This is a genomic window from Dysgonomonas sp. HDW5A (assembly GCF_011299555.1).
Lineage (GTDB): Bacteria > Bacteroidota > Bacteroidia > Bacteroidales > Dysgonomonadaceae > Dysgonomonas_A.
On record NZ_CP049857.1, the window covers coordinates 1,017,517 to 1,031,762 of the forward strand.

At 36.3% G+C, this 14,246-nt stretch carries 12 protein-coding genes; 2 read left to right on the top strand and 10 right to left on the bottom strand.

The window, feature by feature from the left end; all coding sequences use genetic code 11:
• Positions 1-17: 17 nt before the first annotated feature.
• A complete protein-coding gene (locus G7050_RS04265) occupies positions 18-467 on the bottom strand; it encodes a GNAT family N-acetyltransferase (protein ID WP_166111667.1) in 450 nt (149 codons plus the stop codon).
• 209 nt (positions 468-676) lie between these two features.
• On the opposite strand from G7050_RS04265, the gene G7050_RS04270 reads away from it, so the two are divergent.
• Positions 677-3,049, top strand: coding sequence for a DUF5686 family protein (locus tag G7050_RS04270; protein ID WP_166111670.1), 2,373 nt, complete (start codon positions 677-679; stop codon positions 3,047-3,049).
• 221 nt (positions 3,050-3,270) lie between these two features.
• Here G7050_RS04270 and holA read toward each other — a convergent pair whose 3' ends face one another.
• Positions 3,271-4,275 (bottom strand): DNA polymerase III subunit delta, encoded by a 1,005-nt coding sequence (gene holA, locus G7050_RS04275; protein ID WP_166111673.1) that lies wholly within the window; start codon positions 4,273-4,275, stop codon positions 3,271-3,273.
• Between the two features lie 6 nt (positions 4,276-4,281).
• Positions 4,282-5,061, bottom strand: coding sequence for an AMP nucleosidase (locus tag G7050_RS04280; RefSeq protein ID WP_166111676.1), 780 nt, complete (start codon positions 5,059-5,061; stop codon positions 4,282-4,284).
• Between the two features lie 94 nt (positions 5,062-5,155).
• Between G7050_RS04280 and G7050_RS04285 the strand changes: the two genes are divergently transcribed.
• The gene (locus G7050_RS04285; RefSeq protein ID WP_166111679.1) at positions 5,156-5,614 is read left to right on the top strand and encodes a type I restriction enzyme HsdR N-terminal domain-containing protein; all 459 of its coding nucleotides are present in this window, start codon (positions 5,156-5,158) and stop codon (positions 5,612-5,614) included.
• Positions 5,615-5,672: 58 nt separating this feature from the next.
• Here G7050_RS04285 and G7050_RS04290 read toward each other — a convergent pair whose 3' ends face one another.
• The 7 genes from G7050_RS04290 to G7050_RS04320 form a co-directional block, all read right to left on the bottom strand.
• Complete coding sequence (locus G7050_RS04290; protein ID WP_166111682.1) at positions 5,673-6,113, bottom strand: carboxymuconolactone decarboxylase family protein; 441 nt, start codon at positions 6,111-6,113, stop codon at positions 5,673-5,675.
• Positions 6,114-6,278: 165 nt separating this feature from the next.
• Complete coding sequence (locus G7050_RS04295; protein WP_221412822.1) at positions 6,279-8,561, bottom strand: GH92 family glycosyl hydrolase; 2,283 nt, start codon at positions 8,559-8,561, stop codon at positions 6,279-6,281.
• 687 nt (positions 8,562-9,248) lie between these two features.
• Complete coding sequence (locus G7050_RS04300; protein WP_166111687.1) at positions 9,249-10,376, bottom strand: metallophosphoesterase; 1,128 nt, start codon at positions 10,374-10,376, stop codon at positions 9,249-9,251.
• Positions 10,373-11,491 carry a metallophosphoesterase gene (locus tag G7050_RS04305; protein WP_166111690.1) on the bottom strand — a complete coding sequence of 373 codons (1,119 nt, stop codon included), beginning with the start codon at positions 11,489-11,491 and terminating at the stop codon, positions 10,373-10,375. The genes G7050_RS04300 and G7050_RS04305 overlap by 4 nt, the downstream gene beginning before the upstream one ends.
• Before the next feature lie 108 nt (positions 11,492-11,599).
• On the bottom strand, positions 11,600-12,280 hold the full coding sequence (locus G7050_RS04310; RefSeq protein WP_166111693.1) for a zinc metallopeptidase: 681 nt from the start codon (positions 12,278-12,280) through the stop codon (positions 11,600-11,602).
• A gap of 124 nt (positions 12,281-12,404) precedes the next feature.
• Complete coding sequence (locus G7050_RS04315) at positions 12,405-13,679, bottom strand: adenylosuccinate synthase (RefSeq protein ID WP_166111696.1); 1,275 nt, start codon at positions 13,677-13,679, stop codon at positions 12,405-12,407.
• Positions 13,676-14,188, bottom strand: a complete 513-nt coding sequence (locus tag G7050_RS04320) for a Fur family transcriptional regulator (RefSeq protein WP_166111699.1) — start codon at positions 14,186-14,188, stop codon at positions 13,676-13,678. Before G7050_RS04320 ends, G7050_RS04315 begins: the two co-directional genes overlap by 4 nt.
• Between the last annotated feature and the right edge of the window lie 58 nt (positions 14,189-14,246).

Consider the following 14,246-nt stretch of genomic DNA (forward strand, 5'->3'; position numbering starts at 1 on the left):
GAAACCATACCTCACATTTATACCTGATCAATGTCTGAATCCAGACGATAAAGATCAAAACCTTCAGCCCAATAATCTTTAACTATTTCTCGGATCTTCAGTCCGAACTTTTCATAAAAAGGGTAAACCAATTGTGATGTTCTGACAGAAATAGTTTTTATACCATCAATCTCTTTCATTTTTTTGATCCTAAATCTGGTCAATGCACTTCCATACCCTTTTCCCTGTTTTTGGGTATCGAAAATATCCCACGAAATTCTCCCTATTTCTCCATCGTCCGACAGGTTGAATCCTCCGCACCCTACTATCACATTATCGACCTCTACCACATAATAATTATCTGCATAATTATCTAAATAATAGATAAGGTCACACTCTTCATCGGGAGAAAAATACTCCGGCGTATTCAATCTTAGCAAATCTATGATTTTCGTCCGATCTGATTCTTTATGCTTTCGTATAATCATATTAATATTAAGTACTGGAAAATAATCTGTAAGAATACAAAAATAAAGGTTTACAGATAAAATAGAACAACAAAAAGAGAGTAATGAATAAATAAAAATAGATATTTGTGTCAATTATAAAGGAATCGAGACGAACCATTACCCATTACCAATTGTTCTTCTCTGATGAGTAATCATAATTATGAACAATTTTATCTGATTAAAGCAGGATGATAGAGAAAATAATAAAATATCAGGTAATAAATTTACGCTATTTGCTTATTGTCCCCCTTTTACTATCCTGCATATTGGTTACAGCACAGGATACGGAACAAAGCAGGCAGATAATAAAAAATATTCAAGATCTATCCGAGAAAGACAGCCTGCCTGATGCTAAAGATATCATTTTAAAGGTTATAGTACAATATGATGAAAAAGGTTATAAGAGTGAGCCTTTTTATTTTCATAATCTCTACCGAAAAACATCGGTTGATGCTGTTTTGAACAAAGATTCTATAGAGTCTCAACTTGCTCATATGCGAAATAGTTCTGACCTTATATCAAGATTTGTTATCAGACCATTCGATTTTTCGTTTCAATATGCACGCTCTAATGGCAAATCGGATGAGGCGAACGTCACCGTTTTATTATTTGAAGACTATAAATCTATATTTGCAGATAACCTTAACAAAAAAAGAGGACAGACCATTCATGCGTCACAAAATAACGGAATCTTTGAAACTATTGGACATAAGAACATTTCCTATTTTCTGGACGAGATATTTGGGGATATCAACCTTTTTAAGGAGACCAATGACATTATGTTACTTGCTTTTAAGGGACCACTCCACAAATCAAATACAGAAACTTATACGTATAAATTACTTGGACAAAAACAAATCGATGGTCAGACCTGCAATGAAATTGCATTCTTCTGTACTAACATGAAAGAGAATGCCTTTGCCGGAAATCTATACACTTCCATTGGAGAAAACCCGAAGCTAATAAAAGCTCAATTTACCTTCAATAACAGAGAGAGTGCTAACTTTTTAAAAGATATACTCTTAACCCATAGTTTTAATTTGCAGGATTCAATCATTATTCCGGTCAAACAAGAAAGTATATTATTAATAGGAGACGATGCAAACAGAATGATGGCTGCCAAACGGACGGACATCTTTCTCAATTATAATTTTGACAAGCCCGACCACAACATCAGATGGGGAGTCAGTAGAGAGAAAGGCTATTTTAGAAGAGACACTTCTTTTTGGACAACTATCAGACCCATACCTTTAACTAACTCACAAAAGCAGATCGGTAATTTAGAACAGGCCGCAGATAGCAGCAAAAGGTTCAGACGATTAGAAAGAGTCATTTCATTGGTTCTCAGTGGCTCTTACAGCCTTGGTGGAATAGAGGGACCGGTTGAACTCGGACCTTTAACTCATTTTTTAAGTTACAATGATATGGAAGGGCTAAGGATCAGAGTAGGAGGAAATACCACCATCAGATTCTCTGATCAATTTCAGTTGGGAGGATACATAGCCTACGGAACTAAAGATACCAGAGTAAAGCACCAAGCCAATTTAGTATATTCGCTTTCTCCTAAACAGAAATATCTTTGGGAATACCCTAAAAAATTATTCTCTTTTACCTATGCATCGGATCTAAATATTCCGGGGCAGGATATGCTATTGATGAACCGAGATCATTTCGCACAATCTTTTACTCATGCTCCAACCAATAACATGTCGTTACAAAGAATTGGATTATTGACATTTGAGAGTGAGAACAGCAGTAACTTAACATATAAAATAGGTGGTAAGATCACCTATGATAAACCTTTAGGTGTTGTACAATATGTGAGAGCTATAAGTCCGACGGATACTACTGTTATCGACAATATAACAAGCAGCGATCTTATCTTATCATTACGTTTTGCTCCGGGAGAAAGGTTTATTCAAAGAAAAGAAAAACGAACAGCTATTCGCAGAGCCGCTTTCGAACTTGATGTTACCTACCGCAGAGGCATTAAAGGGTTATTTGGTGCTGATTATGGATATAATGCTGTTAATTTTAATCTTTTCAGAAGATTTGATTTTACTCGAAATATTGCTCAGGTAGATACCTATTTATCAGGAGGCAAAATCTGGGGGCGTGTACCATTTCCGCTTTTATTTATACCCGAGGGTAATCAAAGTTACGTATTTAACAGCAGAGCGTACAACGTAATGAATTTCTATGAGTTTGCTACAGACCGTTTTATAGCAGGTAGCGTTAATTCGACATTCGATTGGTCACCCATCCGATTATTCAACCCCAATAATAAAATAAAAATATGTGTGGGATCGAAAATAATATACGGACCGCTTTCTGAAGAAAATGATCCGGCATATCATCCTGATCTTTTCATGTTTAATAATGGCATCAGGGCTCTGGGTAATACGCCTTATGCCGAATTTAACATCGGGTTAGCCAATATATTTAATATGATCCGCATTGATTATTCTCGCAGATTAACATACCTCGATTCGGATGACACTACAGAGGGAAATAAAATAACAAGGGGAACTATTTTATTTTCGGGAAGTTTCTCTTTTTAGTTTCTAATACCAACGTAGTAGATTACCATTTTAAACCAATATATTTCGAATGCCTAGTAAAGTTTTCAAATAAGCAAGAAGCTCACTCTCTTGTGAAAACTTCATTCAAACCCACAGATAATATACTAAAAATATGCAATCTATAGATGGGAATCTGCTGAATATCGGAACACATAAAATTCCTGTCACACGTAATTTTCGGGATAAATAAATCTTAATAACTAATGCATTATTTTAAATAATAATTCACGCAGAAGTTCTCCATCAGGGGTCGATGGATTATCTACACCCTTGCATTTTGCATCATAGGTTCTTAAAAGAGACATGATTTCCATAGTCTTAAAAGCATTGTAACTCTTAAGAGCAAGTACATAATCTTTTGCTTGATAACTGTTTCTAAAACCAAGTTCAGCAGCAATACCATTCTCGGATTTGTCTTTTGCCCAATAACAAATCATCAGATTACTAAAGAAATTAAATAGCACAACCAGAGTTACTATTAAAGGATTATTTTTAGGATTTTTCTCAAAGTAATCAGCAATCTGATTCGCTTTAAAAGTATTCCTCTCCACAACTGCCTTCAAAAGCTCGTAGTTATTAAAATCCTTGCTGATTCCGATATTACGCTCGATCAGCTCGGCTGTAATACGTTTTTCGGCAGGAGGTATTGAAAGCAATAATTTGTCTACTTCATTGACAACTTTACTCAGATCGTTACCTAAAAAATCGGTCAGCATTTGAGCCGATTTCTGGTCGATTCCTAATCCCTTTGTACTAACAAAAGAAGTTATAAATGCAGGCATTTTATAATCGGGAATCTTTTTTGATTCAAAGACAACACCACATTTCTCTATACCTGCATAGAGTTTTTTACGCTTGTCTATAGTTCCGTTTTTATAGTTCAGCACCAATATGGTACTAGCCAGAGGATTTCTCAGATATATTTCCAAATCCTCAATTTTCTTTAGCCCCTGAGCCTCTTTTACAACAATCAATTGATGATCGGACATCATCGGAAAACTCCGTGCCAATGTTATTACTGTCGCTACATCAGTTTCCGATCCGTAAAGAATTGTTTGATTAAAATCACGCTCCGTTTCGGGAATTACCTTCTCCAAAAGGGCATTTGTGAGATCATCAATATAATAAGGTTCGTCCCCCATCAAAAGGTAGATGGGGTGAAACTTACGTGAAAGTATATCTTTTTTAATTTGTTCGAATGACATCTTTTATCAAAAGTCTTCGAAACGAAGATGTTTTACTGTAGATCCGTTATTTATCAATGTCGTCAAAGCTTTAATCCCGATCATTACATGTTCGTTCACAAAATTTTGAGTCACCACACTATCGCTCTTTTCAGTTTTTACTCCGTCCGAAATCATGGGCTGGTCAGATACCAAAAGTAAAGCTCCCGTAGGTATACCATTGGCAAAACCACAAGTAAATAATGTTGCTGTTTCCATATCAACAGCCATAGCTCTGATAGAACGCAGGTAATCTTTAAATTTATCATCGTGTTCCCATACTCGACGATTGGTTGTATAAACTGTTCCGGTCCAATAATCTTTATTGAAGTCACGTATATTAGACGATAATGAACGTAACAAATTAAATGCCGGTAATGATGGAACTTCAGGTGGAAAATAGTCATTGGATGTACCTTCTCCTCTGATAGCAGCAATAGGAAGGATATAATCGCCCAATTGATTATGTTTTTTGATTCCTCCGCACTTACCTAAAAACAAAACTGCTTTTGGTTTTATGGCACTCAATAAATCCATAATAGTGGCTGCATTTGCACTACCCATTCCAAAATTTATGATAGTAATCCCGTTGGCCGAAGCATTGGGCATATTTCCATCCAATCCTAATATCGGAACCTTGAAATGCTCTGCAAATATTTCGACGTATTTCGAAAAATTTGTCAGGAGAATATGTTTTGTGAACTGCTCTAGTGGTCGTTTAGTATACCGAGGTAACCAATTGTCTACAATTTCTTGTTTAGTCTTCATAATAAACCTATTTTTGTTTTATACAAAGAAGCTCTATTTCCTCTTCGGAAGAGATCGCTTCTTATGGTGTTATTACCAAACAAAGATAGCAAAAATGTTAGAACTAAATTTACCACCCTATACTCCAAAGATAAAAAAAAACGACAAGCTATACATTTGGGATCAAATACGCTCCAAATATGTGGCTCTTACGCCTGAGGAGTGGGTAAGGCAACATTTTATTAACTATCTGATAACAGAAAAACAATACCCCCCATCTCTTATTGCAAACGAAACCCAGATATCACTTAATACGCAACGAAAAAGATGTGATTCGGTAATATATGACAATAAGCTCAACCCTTTGGTCATTGTAGAATATAAGTCTCCTGATGTAAAGATTACTCAGGAAGTATTCGATCAGATTGCCAGATATAATATTGTACTTCGGGTTAAGTATCTAATTATATCGAATGGAATGGAACATTATTGCTGCTGCATCGATTATGATAATCTTAGCTTCGAGTACTTATCTGAAATACCTCTTTATACAGCTTTAGAAAATAGCCTCTAAAAAGAAATGAGGCTACTCAAAAGAATAACCTCATGCTTTCTTATAGCCCACAGTTGGTCTAATCTAAAGAAAGTAATGTACTTACACCTATTCGGTTCCATGCATTGATAGTTATAATTGCCATAATAACCTCTGCCAGCTTTTCTTTGCCGAGTAGAGCTTCTGCTTTTTGATAGGTCTCTTCCGAAACTCCCCCATCGCTTATCAAAGTTATCTCTTCTGTCAAAGTAAGAATGATCCTTTCACTTTCTGTATATAACTCAGTTTCATGCCAAACATTCAACAAATAGATACGTTGTTCTGTTTCTCCTAATTTCCGTGCATCTCTTGTATGCATGTTAAGACAATATGCACAGCCATTTATTTGTGATGCTCTGATTTTTATCAGTTCTTTTTCAATTGGAGACAATGATGTACCATGTAAATATGTTTCTAATTTGAGCATCGCCTTATAGGCTTCCGGAGCAACCTCATGTATTTTTATTCTTTTCGTTTCCATAATTGTTTGTTTTTTTGGTTAAGGCGAAGTTAAACCTATTCTAGTCTAATAAGATTAAACTGGTTTAAGAAAACAATATTGAATAGAAGTATTAACTTAAAACAAAAGAGCGGTTACCCCTCAAAGGATAACCGCTCTTTCATTTATTGATTTTATCTAATCTTTTTATTTCACAGAAACAGGTCTGTCGGCTTTATCAACTCCAAAAGTTTTTGAAGGCTGAGATCCCATTTCAAATTCTAAAGTACCACCCGCAACTACGTCTTTATGATTGATATAAGATTTAGTATAAGGCTTACCGTTCAATTTAGCACTTTGAATATATTTATTCTCAGGACTATTGTTGGCTGCAATCACTTTAAATGTTTTTCCGTCTCCCAGATTTATAGTAGCTTCTTTCATCTGAGGACTGCCAAAGATATAGTCGCCTCCGGCAGGAGCCATCGGATAGAATCCTAATGCCGAAAGAATATACCATGATGACATCTGACCCACATCTTCATTACCGCTCAATCCGGCAGGTTTGTCAAAATAAAGAGTAGTCAATACTTCACGTACTTTTTCTGCCGTTTTCCATTGTTGACCTACGAATGGATACAAGTAAAGAACTTGATGACTTGGCTCATTTCCATGTGCATATTGTCCGATCAATCCGCTAATGTCAGGAGAAGCTTCTGATCCCATATCTCCTTGTATAGTAAACAATGAATCAAGTTTTGTTACGAAAGCTTCTTCGCTTCCGAATAAGCTAATCAAGCCATTCACATCATGAGGAACCAACCAAGTATATTGCCAAGCATTACCTTCGGTGTAATCATCTTCACGGTGAGTAGAATGCAATGGGTTGAATGGTACACGGAATGTACCTGTAGAAGAAAGACCTCTCATAAACTGAGTCTCTTTATCAAAATAATTTTTATAAGACTCACTTCTTTTGATGAAATAATCATAGTCTTCGGTCTTACCCATTTCTTTTGCAACCTGAGCAACACTCCAGTCTGCGATAGCATATTCCAAGCCTTTAGCAACAGACTCGAATGTTTTTTCTTTATCGTAAGGAATATATCCATATTCTTTCAACCAGTTAAGACCTCTTTCGTCCAACATCATCGAAGTCTTCATTGCCTCATAAGCGGCTTCTTTATCCTTATCAGCAACAAAGCCTTTCAAGAATAAGTCTGCCAGAACAATAACTCCCGGATTACCCACCATACAGTCGGTTTCGTTACCCATCAAATGCCACACCGGTAATTTTCCCTGTTGTTTAAATATTTCAATGAAAGTACTGGCTACATCTTTTGCCAACTCGGGATGGATAATAGTTTGCAACGGCTGAGCTGCACGATATGTATCCCAAAGTGAGAAAGTTGTATAATTAGTAAAATCATTGTTGGTATGTACTTTCTTATCGCTACCCCAATAGTCGCCATTTACATCAGCAAATACCGATGGAGCTACCATAGAGTGATACATTGCAGTATAGAAATTGCGAAGATCGGTTTTACTATCCGATTTCACCACTATCTTATTCAATTCTTCATTCCAAGCCTTATCTGCATTAGCAACGGTTTTTTCGAAATCCCATCCGGGAAGCTCTGCTTGCATGTTCATTTTTGCATTTTCGATACTCACCGGCGACAGAGCAACTTTAGCATATATTTGTTCTCCGGTTTTAGTCGGAGCAAAGAATACCTGACCATAGATTTTACGCATAGGGGTTTTAGATCCTTCGTAAACTGCAGTAGTATCCGATAAAACAAATTTAGATATCGGTTTCGAGAAAGTCGCTGTAAAATAAACGCGTTGATCGTTTGCCCATCCCTTAGAGAAGCGATAACCCGAAATTACACTGTCATTTTCCTGAATCAAAGTAGCATCTACAGGCATATCCCATCCGATACCGTGCTCAAGATCGATAATAATTTTAGGATCTGATGACTCAGGGAATGTATATTTATGAAATCCCACTCGTTGAGTTGCTGTCAACTCCACATCGATACCGAATCGATCCAGATGAACCGAATAATATCCCGGTTTAGCTGTTTCTTTATCGTGTGAAAAGTAAGAATAGATGCCTGTTGATTCGTCGGGAAGTGTACCTCTTGTTAATTTAACATCTCCAACGGCAGGCATGAATGAAATATCGCCTAAATCGCCAATACCTGTTCCGCTTAAGTGCATATGTCCGAAACCGATAATGGTAGAATCGCTGATATGATATCCCGAACACCAATCCCATCCCTGACTATGCTGAGTAGGTCCTAGCTGTACGAATCCAAAAGGAACATTGGCTCCCATAAATACGTGTCCATGATCGCCTGTACCGATGTAAGGATCAACATACTGTGTCAGATTTTCAAGTTCAGCTTCTTTTTGCCCTTTTTCAGAACAAGCAATCGTACCCAGCATCAAGCCGGTACAAATACCCAATCCGAGAGCGTTTCTCATGATTTTTTTTGTTACCATACTTTAGTTAACTTATTTAAGATTTATGTCAATTACGCTAATTCGCATTATATTAAGGTCTCAGACCTATTTATTGTCCATCCAAGTATAACATTGATAGTTATTGCTTTAGAATACGACATTAAATACTTTCTTTTACTTATAAATAGGGAAAGAACTGCAATTTACGCCTTTTATTATGTCCCTCGGTAAAAATAGTAATAATTTTCCAAACAAAATGACAGTTTAAAGCCCTGATTATACTTTCAGCTCTTATTATTAGCTTAGTCACTCACTTACACTAAAGTGACAAAAGTCATACAATTAAGCTACAAAGGTTACAAGATACAGTACAATTACGTCACTTTCTCAAACCACTAATAATCAGACAACAAACTTATAAAAGGTGACAAAAATGACAAAAGTGACACTTTTTATGCTGCTTTTTTATTTCCCTTCAAACCTCATACGATTTAAACCTGTACTCTTACCTTTATAGATAAACTAAAGTCTCATACCTTTTTATCAATTAGATGAATACAGCAAATACAACCAGTTATAGTTGAAGGCATACCATCTCCCAACTAATCATAAAAACACTAATTAAGCTCACAGAACTATTTGTTACTTTGGTTAGCAAAATAACAACAGAGTATGATACTCTTTTAGAGTCTCACTAAATGTTTGCTTTTATTTAAAATGCAGATTTAAAACTACGATTTCAGAAATAGTTCCGATACGATACTGAGGGCCGGCAAGTCCTAGTCCCGAAGTAACATAAACATGTGTATTATCTTTCTTTTTATAGCCATGACCGACTTCATATATCAGACTCATCAATAAGTTATTGGGAAACAATTGTCCGTTATGAGTATGTCCATAAACAGCAAGGTCTGCCTGTTCATTTGATTCTTCTGATAGATTCTTTGGTTCATGATTCATCACAATTACAGGCAATTGCTTATCAACATGCTGCATCAGCTCAGTTAATGGTTTTCGATGTTCGGCATGATCGTCTTCTCGACCTACAATATAAAACTTATCAGCTATATTTATTGCCGTATCTCTTAACATGGTCATTCCTGTTTCGGAAGCTAGCCAAGCTATTTTCTCTTCAGAATTTAATCTGTATTCGTGATTACCTGTAGTCACATATACTCCATAAGGAACTTTTAAACGTTGGAACTCCTCCCCCATCCTCTGATCTACTAATGGAGACAGATCATAATCTATAATATCGCCAACCAACAGGATAACATCCGGTTTTTGTTCCATTATTTTATCCACATACATACTCAACACCTTTTTATCAATCAAATGTCCAACATGTATGTCTGCCACCATCACGACTTTAAGAGTTTTAAGCCCTTCTACTTTTTTATCAACAGCTAAATCCATCGTTGTTACAACAGGATGCCAAAAGCGATAATGTCCGTATGTCATCGAAGAAACTACAATAACCAGCGATAGTATGCTATATATTCTTCGGAATGAAACCTTTTGTAAGTTTAATCTTCGTATAGGCTGAATCCAGCGCCCTAAAAATTTAACAAAATCATAAATCAGCAGTAAAGCCGAAGTATAGCCAATAAATATCATCCATGAAGTTCCAATCAACAAAATAGGCTTCAAGATAGCAGATGGTAACATAACATTGAAAATCAACCCTACCAGATATACGATAAGCTCTATTGCAAACAGCGATGCATAAGGAATTCTGTATGCTTTACTCTTGGGTAAAAGCTGCCATCCTCGTACAAATACATATACATTAAATATAAGATGTACTATAAGTGCTTGAAATAAGAAGACTTTCATTTCGTTTTTACTTTAATTACAGCATATTCGGACTGCGTCCCTATACGGAATTTTCCACCCCAAAGCCCCATACCCGAACTTACATATATATTTGTATTTCCTTTTTTCAAATAACCATACGAGTCTTCATAAATCATATCGGTTATCAGCGAAATAGGCCATATCTGTCCGCGATGTGTATGCCCCGAAAATTGAATATCTACCCCTTCATTTTCAGCTTCTTCTAAATTATACGGTTGGTGATCCAACAAAATTATGGGCTTCGATTTATCTAAAGAACCAGTTAATGCTGCAAGAGGTTTTCGATTCGAATTCGACTTATCATCTCGTCCGACAATATAAAACATGCTATCAATTAAAACAGCAGAATCTCTAATTAGTTTAATGCCTGAGTCTTCTATGAATTTCGATGAAGCCAAAGCTCCGCTGATATACTCATGATTGCCCATAACGGCATATACTCCGTATTTCGATTTTATCTTTTTCAGATCATCCGACATATTCTGCTCAATCAGCGGTCTGACACTACTATCTATAATATCTCCTGCAATAAGAACAATATCCGGATTTTCTTTATTGATAAGCTCTACCCATTGTTGCAGCTCACTTTTACCGATGCCATATCCTAAGTGCATATCACTAAGCGCCACTATAGTAAGCGAATCGCCGCCTCCTATAGTTTTAGTAATTTCGATAGGCAGATCGACCCGTTCTTTAATGCGGTATTTTAAATAACCACACAGCATCAGTAAGCCGATAAAGCCCACTGTCAAGCCAAAACTAAGCCAATTATCTTTGGTATATTGGTTCAGTGTATCCCGAGGTACAAGATGGGAGGCACGAATCAAGTCGGTGAGTAAATTAAAAATGAGAAAATAAATAAAAATAAAGAACCACGAGGTTCCGATTGTATATAAAACAGATGTTACTCCAACCGGAAAATGTTCTCCTGCCAGAAATAACAAAAAAATAGAACCGATCAATACTACAGCTACCCCGATCAATAACGAACGCGTTACTACGCTCAAAGGGATAACCGTCCAAGCTCTGTAGAAAACATAATAATTACCTGCTAAAAAAAGTAAAAGAAAAATGATAAAAAAAAGATATTTCATAATCAGTCAGAGCTTGATAAAAATAAAATCCGATACTACACATCTGTATGTGCCATGAAAAAAAAGAGTAACTATAATGTTACTCTTTATATTTTAGAGGGATAAGGATTATCTCCTGCTCCCCAGTGCGATAAAGATATAATAAATAAGAGTGGCTAAAGAACCTAAAGCAGCTACAACATATGTATATGCAGCCCATTTTAAGGCATCTTTTGCTTTATCCTTATTAGAATCTCTTACAATACCGGCTGTATTAAGCCATACTAAAGCACGATTACTGGCATCAATTTCGACAGGTAATGTCACAAAACTAAAGATGGTAGTCATTGCAAACAAACCGATACCAATCCATAATAATATAGGGAAAGTATTGATCATAAATATACCTGCCAATAATACCCACATAACCCATTTCGAAGCAAAGCTAACCGTAGGCACCAAAGCCGATCTTAAAGTCAAAGGTCCGTACGCTTTAGCATGCTGTACAGCGTGTCCGCATTCGTGTGCCGCAACCGCAGCAGCTGCCACACTATTGCTATGATAAACACCTTCGCTTAAGTTTACCGTTTTGTTGCCCGGATTGTAATTATCCGTAAGCATACCTTGGGTCGAAACTACTTGTACATCATATATACCATTGTCATGCAGCATCTTCAATGCAACATCTCTACCTGTCAATCCGCTATCTAATGGTACCTTTGAGTATTTTTTAAATTTGCTTTGTAATGTTGCCGAAACTATCCAGCCTCCCAAAGCAATTATACCGAATAAAATCCAACCGAAATACATAATCTTACTATTTTAATTAATAACCTTTTCTACCTTATAATTATCTTTATCAAAAGATATGCCAAAGATATACATATTAATTGTTTGTAAATTTGATAATTACTTAAAAAAGGCTAATCAGAGATTATACGAAATATTGACGTTTAATAGTCTGATCACGATCAGGACCTACTGATACAATACTGATAGTAACATCTAACTCTTCCTCCAAAAAATTGACATAGTCTATAAATTCCTGAGGAAACTCTTCTTCACTCTGCATTTTTGTCATGTCCATATTCCATCCTGGAAGTTCCTTGTATACAGGTGTTACATTATCTCCTATTTCAAAAGGAAATTCGGTTGTTTCTTTACCATCGATTTTGTATGCAACGCATGCTTTGATAGTCTCGAATGTATCCAATACATCGCTTTTCATCATAATCAGTTGAGTCACCCCATTGATCATTATAGCATAACGCAATGCAACCAGATCAATCCAACCACAACGGCGGGGACGCCCTGTTACCGATCCAAACTCAAAGCCTAACTTGCGAAGTTTATCACCCGTTTCATCGAACAGCTCTGTAGGGAAAGGACCACTACCTACACGTGTGCAGTATGCCTTGAAAATACCAAAAACTTCACCTATATGACTGGGAGGAATGCCCAAGCCAATACATGCTCCCGAAGAGATCGTATTAGATGAAGTCACAAAAGGGTAAGACCCGAAGTCGATATCCAGCATAGTGCCTTGTGCTCCTTCTGCTAAGACCGATTTATGTTTTGACAAAGCATTATTGATATAATACTCACTATCTACAAATGTAAATTCTTTTAATTTTTCAACACCTTTAAACCATTCTTTTTCGATTTCAGCCAATGAACTGCAATCGAAGTTATATTGATTTAGTATTTCCAGATGTCTGTTTCTTACCTGTTGGTACTTTTCATCGAAACCGCATAAGAGATCTCCCACTCTCAAACCTCCACGTCCTACTTTCTCAGTATATGTCGGTCCGATACCTTTGCCGGTAGTTCCTATTTTAGAGTCTCCCTTAGCATTTTCATAACAAGCATCCAATAAACGATGTGTAGGTAAAATAAGATGAGCTTTCTTTGAGATCAACAGGCGTTTAGTGAGATCATGCCCCGACTTTTCAAGAGACTCAACTTCACCTTTAAATAATGCAGGGTCCAGTACCACTCCATTTCCGATGATATTTATCTTATCACCTTGAAAGATACCCGAAGGCACCGATCTTAAGACATACTTCTCACCCTCAAATTCTAAAGTATGACCAGCATTGGGTCCGCCTTGAAAACGGGCTACTACTTCATATTTTGGAGTTAATACGTCCACTATTTTGCCTTTACCTTCGTCACCCCATTGCAACCCCAGTAGTACATCTGCTTTCATTTCTTTTTATTGGTATTTATTTTATTTTCTTCTGATTTCTTTGATTTCTTCTCACTTTGTTGCTTTTCCTTTAAGCACTTGGCACATGTTCCGTATATATACATACTATAATAGCCAATCTTAAATCGGGCAAACCTCTTTTGCTGTGTCTGAGTAAATGGTGTTGCATTTTTATATTCCTTCACCTTCCCACATGTAGTACAAATTAAGTGATCATGGTTTTCAGCACCATATATACGTTCATACTGAGATATATTTGCTCCAAACTGATGCTTCACTAACAAACCACAATCCAATAACAATTCGATTGTATTGTACAGTGTAGCTCTGCTAACCCTCATACTTTGGGTATTCATTGTTTGAAAAAGCGAATCGACATCAAAATGTCCTTTTGTAGAATAGATATGATCAAGTATGGCAAAACGTTCGGGCGTCTTGCGATGTTTATGCTGATTGAGGTATTCAGTAAACTTATTTAAAACCTGTTCTTTTATCTTCTGATTATCCATTTTACCAGATCAAGAATAACAAATATACACTTTTTTAAGTAAAGAACAATTTGAAACT